The organism is Collinsella sp. LCP21S3_D3, from assembly GCF_052118305.1.
Taxonomy (GTDB): domain Bacteria; phylum Actinomycetota; class Coriobacteriia; order Coriobacteriales; family Coriobacteriaceae; genus Collinsella.
In genome coordinates this window covers 1-17,943 of the sequence record NZ_JBQKHK010000004.1, presented here as the reverse complement: position 1 = coordinate 17,943, position 17,943 = coordinate 1, and the positions used below count along the sequence as shown (strand labels likewise).

At 57.8% G+C, this 17,943-nt stretch carries 20 protein-coding genes and 1 tRNA gene; 7 read left to right on the top strand and 14 right to left on the bottom strand.

From position 1 onward, the window contains the following. Positions 1-246: 246 nt before the first annotated feature. The 4 genes from ACTQ1S_RS02770 to ACTQ1S_RS02755 all read left to right on the top strand — a co-directional run bounded on the left by ACTQ1S_RS02770 (position 247) and on the right by ACTQ1S_RS02755 (position 4,462). On the top strand, positions 247-2,025 hold the full coding sequence (locus ACTQ1S_RS02770) for a PTS lactose transporter subunit IIBC (protein WP_441547005.1): 1,779 nt from the start codon (positions 247-249) through the stop codon (positions 2,023-2,025). A gap of 75 nt (positions 2,026-2,100) precedes the next feature. Continuing rightward, positions 2,101-3,522 (top strand): 6-phospho-beta-galactosidase, encoded by a 1,422-nt coding sequence (gene lacG / locus ACTQ1S_RS02765; protein WP_229770599.1) that lies wholly within the window; start codon positions 2,101-2,103, stop codon positions 3,520-3,522. 378 nt (positions 3,523-3,900) lie between these two features. Then, positions 3,901-4,167, top strand: coding sequence for a type II toxin-antitoxin system Phd/YefM family antitoxin (locus ACTQ1S_RS02760; protein WP_117564761.1), 267 nt, complete (start codon positions 3,901-3,903; stop codon positions 4,165-4,167). Next, positions 4,157-4,462: a type II toxin-antitoxin system RelE/ParE family toxin gene (locus ACTQ1S_RS02755; RefSeq protein ID WP_195240938.1), complete on the top strand. Its 306-nt coding sequence runs from the start codon at positions 4,157-4,159 to the stop codon at positions 4,460-4,462. Before ACTQ1S_RS02760 ends, ACTQ1S_RS02755 begins: the two co-directional genes overlap by 11 nt. A 202-nt stretch (positions 4,463-4,664) precedes the next feature. Here ACTQ1S_RS02755 and ACTQ1S_RS02750 read toward each other — a convergent pair whose 3' ends face one another. Beyond that, complete coding sequence (locus ACTQ1S_RS02750; RefSeq protein ID WP_441547004.1) at positions 4,665-5,429, bottom strand: DeoR/GlpR family DNA-binding transcription regulator; 765 nt, start codon at positions 5,427-5,429, stop codon at positions 4,665-4,667. Positions 5,430-5,635: 206 nt separating this feature from the next. Here ACTQ1S_RS02750 and ACTQ1S_RS02745 point away from each other — a divergent pair, with 206 nt between their 5' ends. Continuing rightward, on the top strand, positions 5,636-6,688 hold the full coding sequence (locus ACTQ1S_RS02745) for an aldose epimerase family protein (protein ID WP_441547003.1): 1,053 nt from the start codon (positions 5,636-5,638) through the stop codon (positions 6,686-6,688). A gap of 206 nt (positions 6,689-6,894) precedes the next feature. Then, a tRNA-Thr gene (locus ACTQ1S_RS02740) sits at positions 6,895-6,970 on the top strand. Between the two features lie 212 nt (positions 6,971-7,182). On the opposite strand, the gene ACTQ1S_RS02735 is transcribed toward ACTQ1S_RS02740, so the two are convergent. Genes ACTQ1S_RS02735 through ACTQ1S_RS02720 form a run of 4 tightly spaced genes read right to left on the bottom strand, consistent with a single transcriptional unit; the run spans position 7,183 to position 9,736 of the window. After that, positions 7,183-7,656, bottom strand: coding sequence for a YhcH/YjgK/YiaL family protein (locus ACTQ1S_RS02735; protein WP_117778978.1), 474 nt, complete (start codon positions 7,654-7,656; stop codon positions 7,183-7,185). 32 nt (positions 7,657-7,688) lie between these two features. Continuing rightward, positions 7,689-7,823: a hypothetical protein gene (locus ACTQ1S_RS02730; RefSeq protein WP_441062985.1), complete on the bottom strand. Its 135-nt coding sequence runs from the start codon at positions 7,821-7,823 to the stop codon at positions 7,689-7,691. Between the two features lie 37 nt (positions 7,824-7,860). Beyond that, positions 7,861-8,796, bottom strand: coding sequence for a hexose kinase (locus ACTQ1S_RS02725; protein WP_441062984.1), 936 nt, complete (start codon positions 8,794-8,796; stop codon positions 7,861-7,863). A 58-nt stretch (positions 8,797-8,854) separates the two neighbouring features. Next, positions 8,855-9,736 carry an aldose 1-epimerase family protein gene (locus ACTQ1S_RS02720; RefSeq protein WP_154514986.1) on the bottom strand — a complete coding sequence of 294 codons (882 nt, stop codon included), beginning with the start codon at positions 9,734-9,736 and terminating at the stop codon, positions 8,855-8,857. Positions 9,737-9,891: 155 nt separating this feature from the next. Here ACTQ1S_RS02720 and ACTQ1S_RS02715 point away from each other — a divergent pair, with 155 nt between their 5' ends. Further along, positions 9,892-10,476, top strand: a complete 585-nt coding sequence (locus ACTQ1S_RS02715) for a flavodoxin domain-containing protein (RefSeq protein ID WP_229770598.1) — start codon at positions 9,892-9,894, stop codon at positions 10,474-10,476. Positions 10,477-10,551: 75 nt separating this feature from the next. Here the strand turns inward: ACTQ1S_RS02715 and nagA are convergent, their stop codons facing one another. The 9 genes from nagA to ACTQ1S_RS02670 form a co-directional block, all read right to left on the bottom strand. Beyond that, entirely contained in the window at positions 10,552-11,721 is a 1,170-nt protein-coding gene (gene nagA / locus ACTQ1S_RS02710; protein WP_441547002.1) for an N-acetylglucosamine-6-phosphate deacetylase, read from the bottom strand. A 117-nt stretch (positions 11,722-11,838) separates the two neighbouring features. Then, positions 11,839-13,005, bottom strand: coding sequence for an SIS domain-containing protein (agaS, locus tag ACTQ1S_RS02705; protein ID WP_441016779.1), 1,167 nt, complete (start codon positions 13,003-13,005; stop codon positions 11,839-11,841). Between the two features lie 114 nt (positions 13,006-13,119). Beyond that, entirely contained in the window at positions 13,120-13,851 is a 732-nt protein-coding gene (locus ACTQ1S_RS02700) for a GntR family transcriptional regulator (protein WP_154514994.1), read from the bottom strand. A gap of 184 nt (positions 13,852-14,035) precedes the next feature. Then, positions 14,036-15,118: a PTS system mannose/fructose/sorbose family transporter subunit IID gene (locus ACTQ1S_RS02695; protein ID WP_138374505.1), complete on the bottom strand. Its 1,083-nt coding sequence runs from the start codon at positions 15,116-15,118 to the stop codon at positions 14,036-14,038. Next, positions 15,108-15,908, bottom strand: a complete 801-nt coding sequence (locus ACTQ1S_RS02690; protein ID WP_154514996.1) for a PTS mannose/fructose/sorbose/N-acetylgalactosamine transporter subunit IIC — start codon at positions 15,906-15,908, stop codon at positions 15,108-15,110. The genes ACTQ1S_RS02695 and ACTQ1S_RS02690 overlap by 11 nt, the downstream gene beginning before the upstream one ends. Before the next feature lie 90 nt (positions 15,909-15,998). Beyond that, complete coding sequence (gene agaV / locus ACTQ1S_RS02685; protein ID WP_154514998.1) at positions 15,999-16,481, bottom strand: PTS N-acetylgalactosamine transporter subunit IIB; 483 nt, start codon at positions 16,479-16,481, stop codon at positions 15,999-16,001. A gap of 36 nt (positions 16,482-16,517) precedes the next feature. After that, the gene (gene yajC / locus ACTQ1S_RS02680) at positions 16,518-16,799 is read right to left on the bottom strand and encodes a preprotein translocase subunit YajC (protein ID WP_022094612.1); all 282 of its coding nucleotides are present in this window, start codon (positions 16,797-16,799) and stop codon (positions 16,518-16,520) included. Further along, a complete protein-coding gene (locus tag ACTQ1S_RS02675; protein WP_117743271.1) occupies positions 16,799-17,242 on the bottom strand; it encodes a PTS fructose transporter subunit IIA in 444 nt (147 codons plus the stop codon). The genes yajC and ACTQ1S_RS02675 overlap by 1 nt, the downstream gene beginning before the upstream one ends. Before the next feature lie 628 nt (positions 17,243-17,870). After that, positions 17,871-17,943 (bottom strand): IS3 family transposase (locus ACTQ1S_RS02670; protein ID WP_441015707.1); only part of this gene is annotated, 73 nt, incomplete at its 5' end.

The following is a 17,943-nucleotide window of genomic DNA, read 5'->3' as shown; positions in this document are numbered from 1 at the left end:
TTTTTTGTGTTCTAGCATACACTACCTGCCTGACTGATAAATCAGCCGTTTATCGGACAATATCGACCGTTCACCCGTAAATCCTTGTTGCTCTTCCAAAAATGTCTTACGTTGTCATTAACGAAATGACAACGTTGTCATTTCGCAATGCCTTCCTTAAGCGGGAAGGTTTCCGGGCAGTCCTGACCATCCATCGACGACCAGTTCCATCCACATGCATCGCGCATCAAGTAGCAAAGGAGCTCTATGGACGCCATCGTAAAGATGCTCGAAAAGCATCAACCGTTCTTTGAGAAGATCTCGAGGAACATCTACCTCCAGGCCATCAAGGACGGATTCCTTGGGTGCATGCCCATTGTCCTCACCTCTTCGATCTTCCTGTTGATCGCCACCCTTCCTGGCGTAGTTGGCATCACGCTGCCCCAGCCGCTCATCGACTGGTGCAACAAGCTGTACAACTTCACCATGGGCGTTATGGGCATCATGGTTGCCGGCACCACCGCCAAGAACTTCACGGCTTCCATGAACCGTCGCATGCCCGCCGGCAAGGTGCTCAACGACGGCTCCACCATGGTGGCCGCCCAGTGCAGCATGCTGCTGCTCGCTGTTACGCAGTTCACCACCAAGTTCGACGGCTCCGAGCTTTCGGTCTTCGATTGCACCAGCATGGGTACGCGCGGTCTGTTCTCGGCCTATATCGCCGCGTTCATTACCGTGTGGGTCTATAAGTTCTGCGTCTCGCGCGATCTGACCATTAAGCTGCCCAAGGAGGTTCCGGGCGCCATCGCTCAGAACTTCCGCGACATCATCCCCTTTGGCGGCGCCGTCATCATCTGCGGCATCATCGATGTCGTCGTGCGCAACCTCATGGGCGTTCCGTTCTCCGAGCTGCTCATCAAACTGCTCTCCCCGCTCTTTACCGCTGCAGAAACCTATCCTGGCCTTATCCTTATCCAGGCAGCCACCGCGTTCTTCTGGTTCATCGGTGTCCATGGTCCTTCGATTGTCCAGCCGGGCATCGACCCCATCCGTCTTGCCAACCAGGCCGAGAACCTGCAGGTTCTGCTGGCCGGTGGTCACCCCGCCCACTCCCTCACCTTTAACATGTCGCTCGTGGGTGAGTTCGGAGGCACCGGCGCCACGTTCATCGTGCCGCTTCTGCTGATTCTCTTTATGAAGTCCAAGCAGCTCAAAGCCGTCGGTAAGGCCTCGATCGTACCGGTCGCCTTTGCTGTCAACGAGCCGCTGCTCTTTGGCGCGCCCATGATCCTCAACCCCTACATGCTCATCCCCTTTGTTGCTGCCGGCTGCGTCAACGTAAGTGTTGCCAAGTTCTTTATCGATAACGTGGGTATGAACGGCTTCTCCTTCGTGGTGCCTTGGGCTACCCCTGCCCCCATCGGCATCTTCATCACCACGAACTTCCAGCTCATCGCCCTGGTGTTTGTCGCAATCATCATCTTGCTGGATGCCATCATCTACCTGCCGTTCTTGAAGGCATACGACAAGCTGCTCTGCGACCAGGAGGCCGAGCGCGCCGCCGAGCTGGGTCTTGAGTCCGATGGTGCTGCCACCATCGCCGCCAGCACCTCCGCGCCCGCTGTCGAGCAGGCTACCGCTTCCGTCGAGCCGACCGCCGCTGCCACCGACAGCAAGCCTGTCGCCGATCAGCCCGAGCCCGCCGCCGATGCATCCGCCAAGAAGGATGTCGACGGTCTGAAGGTCCTCGTCCTGTGCGCCGGCGCCGGCACCTCTGCCATGCTTGCCAACGCCATCAAGGAAGGTGCCGCGCAGACCGGAGAGAACATCGCTTCCTCTGCCGGCGCTTATGGCCAGCACACTGCCATCATGGATCAGTACGACGTTATCGTGCTTGCCCCGCAGGTCCGTAGCTACTACAACGACATGAAGGCCGACACCGATCGTCTGGGCATTAAGCTGCTCGCCCCGCGCGGTAAGGAATATATCGACCTTACTCGCGACCCCGCTGGCGCCATCAAGTGGCTCCGCGAGAACCTCGACTAGTTCCTCCCTCTGTTGGTGCCCGGATCCCCAGTTCGGGCACCTCTCCCTATTCGTATCCCACAGAAAGGATGACTCATGACCAACCCCATGCAGTTCCCCGACGGCTTCGTGTTTGGCGGTGCCACCGCCGCTTACCAAGTTGAGGGCGAGACCCGCACGCACGGCAAGGGCAAAGTGCCCTGGGACGATTTCCTGGCCGCTCAGGGTCGCTTCTCCCCCGATCCCGCAAGCGATTTCTACAACAAGTACCCGGTCGATATCGACCTGTGCCAGCGCTTCGGCATCAACGGTATCCGCGTCTCCATCGCTTGGAGCCGTATCTTCCCCAACGGCACCGGTGAGATTAACCCCGAGGGTGTTGCCTTCTATCACGAGCTCTTTGCCACCTGCAACAATGCCGGCGTTATCCCCTATGTCACGCTCGATCACTTCGATACGCCCGAGGCCTTTTACCAGAACGGCGGCGAAGGCTTCCTGACGCGCACGACGATCGACGCCTTTGTCGAGTACGCCAAGTTCTGCTTTGCCGAGTTCACCGAGGTCAAGCACTGGTTCACCTTTAACGAGATTCCCGCGACCGCCGAGGGCAGCTTTATCGTCGGCAACTGGCCGCACGGCGAGAAGTACCGCCTGGACAAGGCCTTCCAGCTCATGCACAACATGATGGTGGCCCACGCCAAGGCTGTCGTCGCCTTCCATGAGGGCGGCTTTGAGGGCGAGATCGGCATTGTCCAGAACCTGGAGCCCAAGTATCCCCTCGACCCCAACAACGCTGCCGACTGCGAGGCCGCCCGCATGGCCGACGTCATCAACAACCGCTGGGTACTCGACGCCACCTTCCGCGGCCACTATGCCGCCGACACCATGGAGGCTGCGACCAAGCTGGCCCATATCGCCGGCGGCGAGCTCGACGTCCGTGACGAGGACATCGCCGCGCTGACCGCCGCGCTCCCCTACAACGATTGCCTGGGCGTCAACACCTACAAGTGCCAGTTCCTGCGTGCTGCCGAGGGCGAAAACGACATCAACCACAATGGCACCGGCGACAAGGGATCTTCGCGCTGGTTCCTCAAGGGCGTGGGCGAGTCGTGCGTGCGCGAAGGCGTACCCACCACCGATTGGGACTGGATCATCTATCCCGAGGGCCTGTACGACCTGCTGCTGCGCATTAAGAACGATTACCCCAACTACAAGAAGATCTACATCACCGAGAACGGCATGGGCTATAAGGACGACTTCGAGGATGGCTTTATCGACGACGCCCCTCGTATCGACTACATGCGCCAGCATCTCGCGTGGATCCTCAAGGCGATCGACGGCGGCGTGAACGTCGACGGCTACTTTGTGTGGTCGCTGCAGGACCAGTTCTCCTGGACCAACGGCTACAACAAGCGCTACGGCCTGTTCTACATCGACTTTGAGACCCAGGCCCGCTATCCCAAGGCGAGCGCGTACTGGTACAAGAACGTCGCGGAGACCGGCCTGCTCATGGCCTAGTTTCCGCCGCATACCCCCTGTCGGCCGCATACGAATCCCTCCACGGGTTCGCATGCGGCCTTTTTGTTTTGGCTCGGCCCGAGCAGGTCGTTTATCTCGATTTGTAACATCTAGCCGAATATTTCGGCCCTAGCTGTTACAGATCAAGACAAACAGAACGCCCGAGCAGAAATATCTCAATCTGTAACATCTAACTCGCTTTTAACCGTCTAACTGTTACAGATCAAGACAAACGCCACAGGTCAATCCCTTTAATCTCAATCTGTAACATCTAGCCGAGTTTTCCGATCCCAACTGTTACAGATTGAGACGATTCGACGGTATCGTCCACATGGACACACCGTGGTACAATTGTGTCCCAACGTAAAGGAGGTACCTATGTCAGCTTGTGTGCCCGTCCGAGATATGAAGGACACTGCTGCATTCACTACGCTTGTTGAGTCTGAGCGCGACGTCACCGTAACCAAGAACGGCTACGAGGCCATGCACTGCATCAGCAGCGACCAGTATCGCCTCATGCAAGAAGAAATCGCCAAGGCAAAACTGCTGTCTCGTATGATGTTGGCAGAAGACGAAATATCGCAAGGCGACTACAGCGACTACGAATCCTTCGCGGCTTCGATACGAGACAAATATGACCTATAACGTCGTAATCCTCAAAAGCGCGCGATATGAGTACGAGAGTATTGTCGGATACCTTGCCCAAATCCTCAAAAATCCGCGTGCAGCAGGCAATTTTGTCGCTGAGTTTGAATATCAGCTTGATCTGCTTCGCGAGCAGCCGCTCCTACGTCCCCTCTCGCACATGCAAGAGCTGGCGGCACGTAATTACCGATCGTTTCCCATCAACAACTACGTGTGCCTTTATAAGTTTGAGCACGAAACAATCTATATCGCCCACATCTTTCATCAGTCACAGGACTACGCCCGTCTGGTCTAGCCCACAAGCTGAGTACTTGGCCCGAGCACATTTGCGTGTCATATCGCGTCACGTTGACGCGTAAAATGACGCGCAAATTGTTACGCGTCATCAAATTTGACGCACAAATGGTGTTTTTACTTATACGTGTCATTCTGCACGTCATATTGAAACGATAATCCCCGCGCCGGCAGGGGGGCAGAAGTATCGCCTGCAGCGTTAGCTAACAAATAACCTGCGTATGCTCCTCGATGGCGGCGCGATCCTCGACGGTAATACCCGGCTCGCACACCATGGCATCCAAATTGTCCAGGCGGCAGAAGGTGTAGAAGTCGCGCTTGCCGATCTTGCTGGAATCGGCGATCAGATAGCGCGAGTCTGCCTTGCTAAAAGCGAGCTGCTGGATACGGCCCTCGTCCATGTTGGACGTAGATACGTCACCGTCCAAGATGCCGTTGGCGCCGATAAACGCCGCATCGATCCCCAGTGCGCGCAAGGTATCCTCGGCCGTGGGGCCCACAAAGGCGGCAGTGCGGCGGCGGTACACGCCGCCCACCAGGCACAGTTCGCAGTCTTCGCGCGCCTCGAGCAGGTTAAACACCGAAAGCGAATTGGTCACAATGCGCAGGCGAAACGCCGGCAGCATCGAGGCCATCTGCTCCACCGTAGTACCCGTGCCCAAAAAGATGGTCGAGCCTTCCTCGATAAGCTCCACAGAACGGCGCGCAATCTGCAGCTTTTCCTCGGCATGCTTGGTGCGCTTTTCGCTGTGCGAGTACTCGTGGCGCAACATAGCGTGGGGACGACCCTGCGCACTGCGGGCGCCGCCGTGCACGCGCTCGATCTCGCCCAGGCTCGCAAGCTCCTCAAGGTCGCGACGGATCGTCATATCCGAGACGCCCAGTGCATCCGAAATCTCCTTGACCGAGACCGTGCCCTGCTCCTCGAGCAGCTGACGAACCTTATCCTGTCGCTCCGCTTTAATCACGATGAATCCTCGCCGTTCTTTGCGCGCATATCATTCAAACAGTAACGAACAAATTGTATCAGACTCGTGCGCGTCAAAAATGAACGCCCGCACAGCTCCAATCATCACTTTTTTGAGAAAAATACCCCCTGCTTTAGTGGGATGTAGTGATAATCTCACCTGTTCGCGCTACAGTTTGTCGGAAATACCTCGATGTTAGGAACCAAATGATCACTTCTGAGCTTTTCGGCACCGCGCCGTGCGGTACCCCCGTTCATCGTTACACCCTCAACGGGCCCGAGATCTGCGTTCGCATTATGGACTATGGCGCCACCGTGCTGGGTATCGATGTGCCCGACATTCCCGGCAACGTGCGCGATGTGGTGCTGGGCTTCGATAAGCTCGAGGATTACTTTGACAACCCCGCCTGCTTTGGCGCGACCATCGGCCCCGTGGCAAACCGCACCGCGGGCGCCACGATCACCATCGACGGTACGGACTGGCATATGCCCGCCAACGAGGGCGCCAACAACCTGCACAGCGATCTTGAGCACGGCCTGCACAAGCGCGTGTGGGATGTTGAGCTCGACGAGGCCCACAACGCCGTGCGCATGACCACCTCACTTGAGGATGGCGAGTTGGGCCTGCCCGGCAACCGCACCTTTACTGCCGTGTTTACCGTGACGCACACCGGCCGCTTCCGTATCGAATATGGCTGCGAGAGCGACCGCGCCACGTACGTGTCCATGACCAACCACACGTACTTTAACCTTGCCGGTCATAATGCCGGCATGGACTGCGAGCACTTCTTTGTTGCTAACGCTGCTCACTACCTGCCCATCGACGACCAGAACATTCCTACTGGCGAGATTGCTCCGGTCGAGGGAACACCGTTTGATTTTCGCGAGTTACGCCCCGTCGCGCCTGGCATGGAGGCCGACCATCCGCAGATTAAGCAGGCACGCGGCTACGATCACTGCCTGTGCATTGGCGGCTATCAGTACGGCCGCAATCTGCGCCGTGCCCTGCACGTCGAGGAGATGTGGACCGGCCGTGAGCTGGACTACTACACCACCGCCCCGGGCGTGCAGCTCTACACCGGCAACTGGCTGGGCGACGAGCACGCCAAGGACAACGCCAACTATGGTTGGGGCGCCGGCTTTGCCCTCGAAGCCGAGATGTACCCCGACACGCCGCACCAGCCGCTGTTCCCGCAGGGCATTGTGGGCCCGGGTCACCCTTACAGCAATGTGATCGAGTACCACTTTATGAGGCACTAAGCCCGCAACGCGACATATCGCACAGCAGCGCCCGCCGGCACACCGCCGACGGGCGTTTTTCTACCTAGTTGTAGGCAACCAGGCACATCCCGGCTTGAGTGATTAGTGCATTTAACGTGAGAAAAGCCGTCAGAACACTTGCGCGGATTTGCGATGTCCCGTATCATAGACAGCCGTTGACGCCTCAGCTGCGTCACCACATGGCCGCCAGCGTAGCTCAGTTGGTAGAGCACCGCTCTCGTAAAGCGGGGGTCACCGGTTCGAGCCCGGTCGCTGGCTCCATTGCACAAGACAGCCGCCTTCGGGCGGCTTTTTTGTTGCCGATTTTGAGTGCGCGCGCCCACCCACGCATCGCAACAGCGTCAGCTCCCCTATTCAAAAACAGAAACCCCGTTAATCGTGATTCCCCTAGGGAAAACACGATTAACGGGGTCGTAGCGTGCTTCCCTTAGAGAAAACACGCCAGCATACGAACAGCTCAGTCGGGCAGCGCGCTATTCCTCCCAGTAGGCGTCTGCAAGCAGCTTAAAGCAGATCTTCTTGACCGGCTGCGCGCCATCGCCCGGGAACTCGAGCGTGGGCATGTGAGGCTCGCCGGCAACGAACAGCGCGAACTTGTCGTCGGCAAGATCGCCGGCGATCGAGGCGTCGGAATCGACCAGATCGTAGTCGTCCTTCTCGTCAAACTCCTGGACCAGCGTCAGGCTACCCGTAGCGACCTTAAAGGCCTCGCGACCCTCGACGTCGATCTGCAGGTCGTGATAGCGCTGATGCGTCTCATAGTGAGCCTCGGCCTCGGGACGCGTCGTGGGAGCCATGACGTTTGCAAAGACCTTGTCGCCCAAAATCGGATGGCTGCCGACCTCGAGCTCCGCCGGGTCGTTCTCCTCGAGCCAGTCGATCAGCACGTCGAGGCCCTTGAGCATTCCGCGATACTCCTCGATATCGCCCAATGCACCGTAAATCATCTAAATCCCCTCTCGGATCGTTTCTTTGGCGGCTACTCGGCAAACGCGTCGCCAAAGCTGTTGCCACCCGCATACGTCTCGACCAGGGTAAGGTCGGGAATGAACACGACAGCATCGGCGTCGCGCCCCGGCATAATGCTACCGCACTTGTCGTTGGCTCTAACCACAAGCAAACAACCAATGCCGGAGCCGACGCCCAAGTTCTTACAGCTCGGCCACGACAACGCCGTTGTAAACCTCGTCCCAACGGTCCATGACCAGATGACCGGTCATGGGATCCATGGCATTGAGCTTGCCGCAGGTGTTGGCGGTACGCAGCACCGTCTCGTCGTCCGCGCCGGCAGCGATGGCATGCGCGAAACCGGCGATAGTGGAGTCGCCGGAACCCGTAGCGTTAACGGCAGGAATATCGGGGGTCTTGGCACGGAACGCACGTCCGTTGTGGAAGCCCACGGAGCCGGCAGCGCCCATGGACACGACGACCCAGGGGATATCGGAGAAGCGGTCATCAGAGGCAAGTGCGGCCCGGAGCTCGTCCACATCGTCGGTGGTAAAGCTCGTGCCCAGAAGACCGTTGATCTCGGTTAGGTTAGGCTTGACCAGCTCGGGCTTGACCTCGGACTTGAGGGCAGCCTCAAGCGAAGCGCCCGAGGTATCGAGCAGCACCTTGGCGCCGGCGTTCTCGGCAATGCCCGTAATCTTGGCATAGTAGTCCGCCTCGACGCCGCGGGGCAGCGAACCCGAAATAGTGACGACGTCGGCCTTGCCAGCCAGCTCGGTAAACTTGGCGGTAAAGGCATCCAGCTCCTCGGGGGCAATCGTCGGGCCGCTCTCGAGCAGCTCGGTCTGGTTGCCGGCGTGGAGGATGTTGAGGCAAATGCGAGTCTCGCCCTTGATGGGCACAAAGTCGTTGTTAATACCGTTGGCATCCATGAGCTCTGCCATATAGGCGCCCATATGGCCACCGAGCAGACCGGTTGCCACAACGTCGTCGCCCAGCTGGCCCAGCACACGGGCCACGTTGAGACCCTTGCCGCCGGCGGTCTTTTCGGGCGTCACACGGTTGACGTCGTCGATAATGAGCTCATCGAGCTGATAGCGCGTATCGACAGACGGGTTCATCGTAACGGTGAGGATCATTTTAGCTCCTTATCTCGCGGGCTCCTTGTGCCTCGCGATACGAGTCGACAAAACGGAATTACAGAATCTCAATCGTGAACGAGCGAACGACAGTCTCCTTGGGCTTGGCGACAAGGCAGCCGCGCTTATGCTCAAGTACGTCGTCCTCATCGGAGCAGGTCGAGAGGCCGCCCCAGGGCTCAACTGCCACAAAATCGCCCTCGGGCTTACTCCACACGATGAGGTACGGGAAACCCTCAAAACTCAAGCGAACGCCCTTGTCCTCGCCCTTCTTGGAAAGCGTGACCTGACGACTCTCGAGCACGTCAAAGATGGTCTCCGCAAAATCGAAGAGCTCATGCGACAGGGGCAGCGTCTTTCCCACCATGGGGTTCTTTGAACGGTTAGCTACATCAATCAAGCCAGTCGAGGGTACGGCGGTGCAAAGCTCCGCGGCCTCGTCTTTCTCGAAGCGCAACTCGTAGTCCGTGTAGGCCTCGCCCTCGTCGAGCGGGCACCTAAAGCCGGGGTGTCCACCGATAAAGAACGGCATGTCCTCGGTTCCCTCGTTGGTCACCTCATAGGAAACGCGCACGGCAGCGTCCTCGAGCGTATAACGAGCGACAAGCTTAAACGGGTAGGGATAATCTCTCAGCAGCGCGGCGTTATCCTCCGAAGCCAGGCACATAGCCAGCTCGTTTGCGCTTTGGCTCAGCAGCTTCCACTCCTGTTTGCGCGCAAAGCCGTGGCGAGCGAGCTTTACATGATGCCCGGCAAACGTCATGGCGCTGCCATCGCGCAGGCCTCCACAAATCGGGAAGCAAATCGGTGCCTGGCCGGACCACACGGCGGGATCGCCCTGCCACAAGTACTCGCGGCCTCCGGCCTCAATCGAGGTAAACGAACCACCAGCCGTGGACACCTTAATAGAAATCGAATCGTTGGAGAGAGCGTATACCATTGCCCATCCTTTCGAACAACTGCTTTTGCTCGCAAGTATCCGTCTCGGCCCTGACCAAAGGACAAACCCGCACGCTCAACGATGTGTCCGGTATCCCAGCCATGCAACGGGGTACCATACAGACATTGATGCAATTACAGCTGGAAGGCCTTCTTATGCGAACCATCATCCTCTACGCCTCGCGCCATCACGGCAATACGAAAAAGCTCGTGGACGCCATCGTCGAGGCACACCCCGAGATCGATACCCTCGATGTCAAGGCGCTCGGCAAAAACGAGTATCCCAACCTGCACGAATATCATCTGATCGGTGTCGCCACGGGCATCTATTACTCCGAGATCGACAAGGACATGGCACGCGTGCTCACCAACGTGCTGCAGCCGCAGGACAAGGTGTTTGGCCTTATGACCTACGGCGGCAAAAACAAGTGGTATGGCAAGGATATCGACGGCATCTGCCGCATGAGGCAGGCCATCTTTATGGGTGTCTACGGCTGCCCCGGCTTTGATACGTGGGGGCCGTTCAAACTCACCGGCGGTGTCCAAAAGGGACACCCGACCGCTGAGGAAATTAAGGGTGCCGTCGACTTCTTCGACAAGATCGAAGACGAGTATGGCGACATCATCGTCGAAGAGTACGCCAAGCGCGAGAAGCGCCTAGCATACGAGAAGGAGCATCCTGCAGGAGGCCTGGTGGCCGGCGTTAAGCGCACGGTAAAGAAGATCGCTAACAAGCTGTAACTGTGAAGGTACTTTTGAGCGTTTAACCCATGCGGCGGGTCCGAGCAGATTCGGACCCGCCGTCTTTTTCTATCGTTACTCGGTAAAGGCGTTACCGACGCTCTGACCGCCAACATACGTCTCGACGAGGGTGAGCTCATGGTCGAACACGACAAAGTCGGCGTCGCGACCCGGCATGATGCTGCCGCACTTATCCTCGATGTGCACGGAGCGTGCCGGCACCTCGGTTGCCATGCGAATGGCGATATCGGCACTGGCGATGCCCCAGTCGACGATGTTCTTGACGCCCTGGGCAAGCGTGAGCACCGAGCCGGCAATGCTCTTGCCGTCGGCGAGCCAGCACAGGTTGTCCTTCATGATGACGTCCATGCCGCCACTGGTGTAGCTGCCCTCGGGCATGCCGCCGCAACCCAGGCAGTCGGTGATGAGCACCGTATGCTGCCAGCCCTTTGCCTGCAGCAGCGCCTTGATAGCGCCAGGGTTTACGTGCTTGCCGTCACAGATGATCTCGGCGTAGGTCTCGGGCGTGGACATGGCAGCACCCACAACACCGGGCTCACGGTGATGCAGTCCGCGCTGGCCGTTATAGGTATGCGTAAAGCAGCTGGCACCGGCGTTGATGGCGGCGATGCACTCATCGTAGGTGGCGTCGGAGTGACCGATGCTGGTCACCACACCCTTGGCGTTCAGGGCAGCCGCATAAGCAGCGGCACCGTCGTGCTCGGCTGCCATGGCACTCTTAACGATGCGACCACCCGCAGCCTCCTGCCACTGATCGAAGACCTCCTCGGAGGGACCGATAAGATAAGCGGGGTTCTGCGCGCCCACGTGCTTCATGGTAAAGAAAGGGCCTTCCAGGTAGATGCCCTGAATGCGAGCACCGCAGAAGTCGGGGCCACGGCCCTCGTCCGCCTGAGCGATGGCAGCGCAGGCGTCCTTGATCTGCTCGACGCCATCGGTGAACGTCGTGGGCAGCCAGCTGGTGGTACCGCGACGGGCGAGCTCGGTCGAGCTGATATCGATGCCCTCGGGATCGTTATCGGTAGTCGAATGGTTATAGAAGCCATGGATGTGGGTGTCGACCATGCCCGGAGCGATCCACGATCCCGTGTAGTCCTTGATCTCGCAGGAGGGCTCGTCGGCCTGCCAAGCGCCAAAGACGCCGTCCTCGACCATAAGATAGCCGCCCAGTTGCGGGCCTGCCGGCAAGAAGAACTTGTCAGCCTTAATTGCATACGTGCTCATATGTACTCCTTACTTCTAAAGCAGTTGACTGTGGTGATGTTTATACCCAGCTCACGTAAAACAAAAAGCGCCCGCCCGCCGTTATGAGCGGACGGGCGCCCTTACAGGGGGACGCGATTAAGCGGTGAAGGGGTGAATCGTCACACCCTTGACCACGCGGTTGACCGTGCCGGTGGGGCTCGGCGTGTCGGGCGTGTTGCCCACGCGCACGGAGTTAAGCAGGCTGATAGCCTGGGCAAACATCACGAACGGCAGAGCAAGGTAGCCCTCGGGAAGTGCCTCGTAGCCCTTAAAGGTGAAGGACTCACCCTCGTAGACAGTAGCGCCATCCTGCTGAACGGCAACGGTGTGCTGAGCGATCTCGTCGCCACCGATCTCATTGAGGATGTCGATGTCGTACTGACGGGTGTAGGCGTCGTTGTTGACGAACACGAACACGAGGGTCTTGTCGTCGACGAAGGACTTGGGTCCGTGACGATAGCCCATGGAAGTGTCGTAAGAAGTGGCGACCAGACCGTGAGCGAGCTCGAGGATCTTGAGCTGGCTCTCCTGGGCAAGGCCACCGAAGGAGCCAGAACCCAAGTAGGTCACGCGGTTGAAGTCTCCAGCGAGGTAATCGGCGATCTCGGGCTCACGGGAGATGACCTCCTCGCCCATCTTGGCAATCGTCTCGACCCACTCGGCCTTCTGCTCGTCAGAGGCAGTGTCGAAAATAAGGGTGGCGAGCAGGGTCATGCAGGAATAAGAACCGGTCATGGCGAAGCCCTTGTCGTTGGCGCGCGGAATGAGCAGCGTCAGCGCGTTGGGATCATCGGCAGACTCGACGGCGAGCTTGCCCTCGGGAGCGCAGGTGATGTTGAGGAATTTGACGTTGTGGACGAGCTCCTTGGCAACGGCAACGGCGGCAAGGCTCTCGGGGCTGTTGCCAGAGCGGGCAAAGGAAACCACGAGCGTGGGATCCTCGGCACGCAGGAAGTCGCGCGGGGCGCTCACGATGTCGGTCGTGGCAATGGGCTTAAAGTCGTAGAGATCAGTGTTGCCAGCGTGACGCAGGTACGGGGCGCAGGTATCGCCAACGTAGTCAGACGTACCGGCACCGGTGAAGACAACGGACAGACGGCCCTCGCCCATAGCGCGAGCCTCGGCCAGAAAGGCCTCGATGGCCTCCTTGTTCTCACGATAGATGTTGAGCGTATCACGCCAAAGCTCGGGCTGCTGAGCAATCTCGGCCGTGGTGATCTGGGCGCCGAGCTCGGTGAGCTCCTCGACACTCTTCTCGAACATTTCTAATACCTCTCTCTAGAAGTAATCCTCTGACGTGCAATTATACACTTCGGTTGGTTATCTGGTAGTAACCAGTTAAATGCAAGGAATCACCATATGGAAACGATGCGAACACTAGTTGCTACGCTGGTGGTAAACCTTGTATTTAAACTGATCGGCACGAGCAACCGAGAGCGTATACTCCACAACCTCGTTTGACTCGTTATACGTAGTCCTGACCAAATCGAGCACAGGCGACCCCTCGACAATTGCCAAAAGGTGGGCATCGGTGGGACGGGCTATGCTCGCATAGAACTCCTCTTCGGCCACGCGAATCTTTTGCTGAAAGTCCTGCTCAATCACATCGTAAAGCGGCTTACTCTCCAGCAGTGGTCGCTTTAGGGACAGAAATTGACGAACCGGCAGATAGCTGCGTTCGACCATCATGGGCATGTTGTCGGCAGAACGAAGGCGCTTGAGCTTAAAAACGCGATCACCGATATGCAATCCCATATGCTCGGCCAGATTCTTATCGGCCTCCATCTCGCAAAACTCGAGAATCGTGGTCTCGGGGTCGCGACCCATCGCGCGCATCTGTTCGGTAAAGCTGTAGGACTGCATAAGATTGGTTGCCTTTGCCGAACGGTCGGTCACAAAGGTACCGCGACCGTGCTGCCGAACCACCAGTCCTAAACGCTCCAGTTCCTGCAGAGCCAGGCGTACCGTGGTGCGCGAGAGACCATAGCGCTCCGAAAGTTCGCGCTCGGAAGGAATCATGTCACCGGCGCGATATTCATGGTCAATCTTTTCGGTCAGAATATCGACCAGCTGATCGTACAGCGGTTGCTTACGCGCCCCGATCGCCATCCTATCCTCCCATTTTCTCAAACTCGGCTACTACCTTGGGTGGTTAACATTATCTGTCTGCCACATCCGAATCATCAAGAAAACAAAAGCCGCGCGCTCATTCGAGCACGCGGCTTTTAACATACACATGGCTTAAGGGGTCGGGGTGTGAGCCGCGTAGGGACACACCCCTCAAGCTAGAGCCTTACCAGATGCTCGGCCAGAGACCAAGCGGGCCAGCGCCCAGGATGCCCAGGACGAAGAGCAGCAGAATGCCCTTGGTCGGGGTCCAGCTGTGCTTAGCGAACATGTAGTAAAGCAGCAGCGTAAGCATAAGCGGGACGAGCTTCGGGACGATGGTGTTGAGGGTGTCGGCAACAGAGAAGTTGACCGGATCCTCGGTAACGGTGCCGTAGGTCACGGACTCCATGCCGTTGCCCAGATCGGTGACGCCGCACTCGACAGCGTTGCCGTCGGCATCGGAAGCGGTGAGGGCGTTGCCGTCCTTATCGGTCATGGCGATGGTACCGGCCTCAGCGGTCTCGGTATCGATGCCCTCCATACCGGTGAAGTTCTCGGCCTCCTTCTCGGAGACGATCACGGTAGTAGCGGAGAGGCCACGGGTGGTGCCGTTGGGAATCTGGAGGTTGATCTGGGTGCCACCCATGGTGACGACCAGGCAACCGACGACGAAGACGCCCATGATGGAAGCGGCGCGCGTGAAGGCCTGCATGTTGGCGGTCAGAGCGTCAATAGCGCTGGTGCCAAGCTTGTAGGACCAGTTCATGAGCCAGAAGCGCAGTGCGAACTGGACGGCGTTGAAGATCACCAGGAAGATGATCGGCGCAGCGGCGTTGCCGTTGATGGCCATGTTGGAGGTGATGCCAGCCGTGATAGGCACGAGCGTCAGCCAGAACAGGGCGTCACCGATACCACCGAGCGGGCCCATTGCGGCGACGCGGACGGCGCGAATCGTGGGGATGTCAACCTTGTTCTGCTCGAGCGAAAGCACGATGCCCATAACAAAGGTGACGAGGAACGGGTGAGTGTTGAAGAACTCCAGGTTGTGGCTCATGGAAGCCGCGAGGTCGTTCTTGTTGGTGTGGATCTTCTCCAGACCGGGGATGATGGAGTAGAGCCAGCCAGCGGCCTGCATACGCTCGTAGTTGAACGAGGCCTGCAGGAAGCAGGAGCGCCAAGCCATCTTGTTGAGGGTCTTCTGGTCGAGCTGCGGAGCAGGAGTGAGATCCTCGTAGTGCTCCGGGATCACATACTCATTAGATGCCATCTTCGAAGTCACCTCCGTCAGAAACAGCTGCACCCTTCAGCTCGGTCTGCTGCTGGAAGTCCCAGAAAGCGATGCCGAAGCCGATGAGAGCGAGGATGAGCAGGGCAGGAGTTGCCAGAGAATCGTTGGCAACGGTGATGATCGCGAGGCCAAAGCCCATGAGGAAGAAGCCCCACATATCGCGGTTCATCATAACCTTGAGCAGGACGGCGAAGCCGACGAAGCGCATCATGCCGCCTGCAGCGGAGAGACCGGTCTGCAGCCAAGCCGGGATGGCGGAAGCGATGGTCTGACCGATGGTAGCGCCAGCGATGAAGAACAGGGTGACGACGATAGCGAAGATCAGGCCGAGCAGAGCCATGGCGAAGTAGTTCAGACGCTCGATACCCTTGGTGTCAGCGTTGTGAGCCATGTTGTCCGCGGAGGACATGAGCGGCGACATAAGCGTGAAGACCAGGGTAACGCCGAGCTGACCAAGCAGAGCGAACGGAATGGCAAGGCCGACTGCCGCGTTAGGCTCGAGGCCCGTGGCGATTGCGAGAATGGCTGCCATGATGCCGCCGATGACGGCGTTAGGCGGCTGAGCGCCTCCGATCGGCATGTTGCCGATCGTCATGAGCTGATAGGTACCACCCACGAGAAGACCGGTGTTGAGGTCGCCAAGGATAAGACCGATGACGGCGCCGGTGACGATGGGCTGATAGAGAGACTCGAGGAAGTTGAACTGGTCGATTGCCGCGACGAACGTGACGATGAAGACCAGAGCGACCTGGATGATCGAGTATTCCATCTTGCTCCTCCTTTCAAAATGCATGTACGCACTTTTGATATCACGTACAGAACGTCAGGGTTTCACTCCTGACAATGTGGATCACGAGGATTACGAGAAGAGCTTGCTCGTGTCCTCAACAGGCGTGCTCGGAACGCGCCTGATCTCCAGCTCCACCCCCAATTCCTGCAGCTCTTTAAACGCAGCGACATCCTCGTCGTTAACTGCGACAGAGGTGGCGACTTGGCGCTTTCCTTCCGACATGTGCATGTTGCCGATGTTTACCTTCTTTATAGGCACACCGCCCTTGACGAGCGTAAGCACGTCTTCCGGTGTTTCGGCCACGATGAAGATCTTCTGGCGCGGGCTCGCCTTGCCGATGACGTCGATGGTCTTCTGCAGGGAGAAGAAACGCGTAGCGACGCCGGCGGGAGCGGCCATCTTCATGAGGTTCTGGCGCATGGTATTGGTTGACACGTCGTCGTTGGCGACGAGGATGAGGTTGGAGCCCAGAGTGGAGTTCCACTGGGTGGCAACCTGACCATGAATCAGTCGGTTATCGATGCGGGTAAGAAGAATGTTGGGTTCTGCCATGTTGATCAGCTTCCTTTCGCTATTTGCTGACGACAGTTACTTGATCTCCTGAATCGCGTAACGCGAAACATCTACGACGGCTCCGGATCGGACTTTGATCTGGACCTTCTCGCCTTCGATGCCCTTGACGGTTCCGTAGATACCGCCGGCGAAAAGAACCTCCTGACCCGGCTTGAGCTCGGTGTGCAGCTCCTTGAAGTACTTCTGCTTCTTCTTCATGTTGATTTGCGACCAGATGGTGTAAATCAAGCCCATGATGACAAGCAGGCCTAAAAGAGCGACCGAGGAGCTCAGGACGTTGGCTCCGAAATCGGCCATTAGATGCCGTCCTCGTCGCCGAAGATATCCTCTTCGTCGGAGCCGGCAACGGATGCGACCGTCTGGGCGGTGATGCCCGTCTGGCCAACGGTCACTGCCTGCTCGCCAAGCTCGGCGAGCGTGGCATTGCCGCGGAGGAACAGAAGCTCAATAACCATGGGGAGGTTGGTGCCGGTCAGAACCTCGACGTTGTCGACATCCTGGGCAATCATCATCGACTGGTTAAACGGGGTGCCGCCAAGCAGGTCGGTAAAGACAAGCACGCCATCGCACTCCTCGCGCATGGCGGTAATAGCGGCGCGGAGATCCTCACCGTAGGAAGCAGCCTGATCGCCCTCAAAAGGAACGACGGTAAAAGCGGGCTGGTCACCGGCAACCATAGCGATAGCGCTTGCGAGACCGGGTGCGAACTGTCCATGACCGGTAAGAATAAAGCCAACCATTCAAATTTCCCTTCCGAAGGTGTGTACGATCTGAGTCCGATGATTTTCGGAAGCCAGCGGGCGCTCGCCCTTAAAGCTTCTTAGAAAGCGTTCTTTGAAGACCAGTGGTTTCTCAACTGGTAGTAACCACGTGACGTGTTGTTGTCACTATATCACCCCAGAAGAGGTCGCTTTCGTTGATTCATACAGTAAAACGTTTTTGCACCGCTCACGGTGATATTTCGACCGTTTACCGGTCGTTAACACATCTACCTGCGGTTTTGAAACCGTTTCGAAATGCTTTGGCAAAAGATCGAATCTTTTTCCGTGTCTAAACAACGCAGGGCGGCTAAAAATAGCGTGTAGAAAAATTGCAGGTCATTGTGAAGATATGTGAATTGGTCTTTTTGACTTAATACCAGTCTGAACCAGTTTTGAGATTATCGGCGAACGGTCGTTTTCGACCGTTCACCGGTTACTTGCAATCGTTTGCAGTTGTTTTCCCAGATGAATTAGGGAGACCCGATGAAGCACGTGCGCGATCATTCAATCTGCCCTTTCCGTCTCAATAGATAGCCCTCCAACGCAAAAAGCCCCCTAGAACGATGTCCTGAACTGCACCCCAAAACTTGGACGGCTTAAATAAGAACTACGCCGCAAGGGACTGTCTCCGGAACTCCTCCGGGGTCAGTCCCTTCAGTTTAACCTGGCGCCTCCTCGTG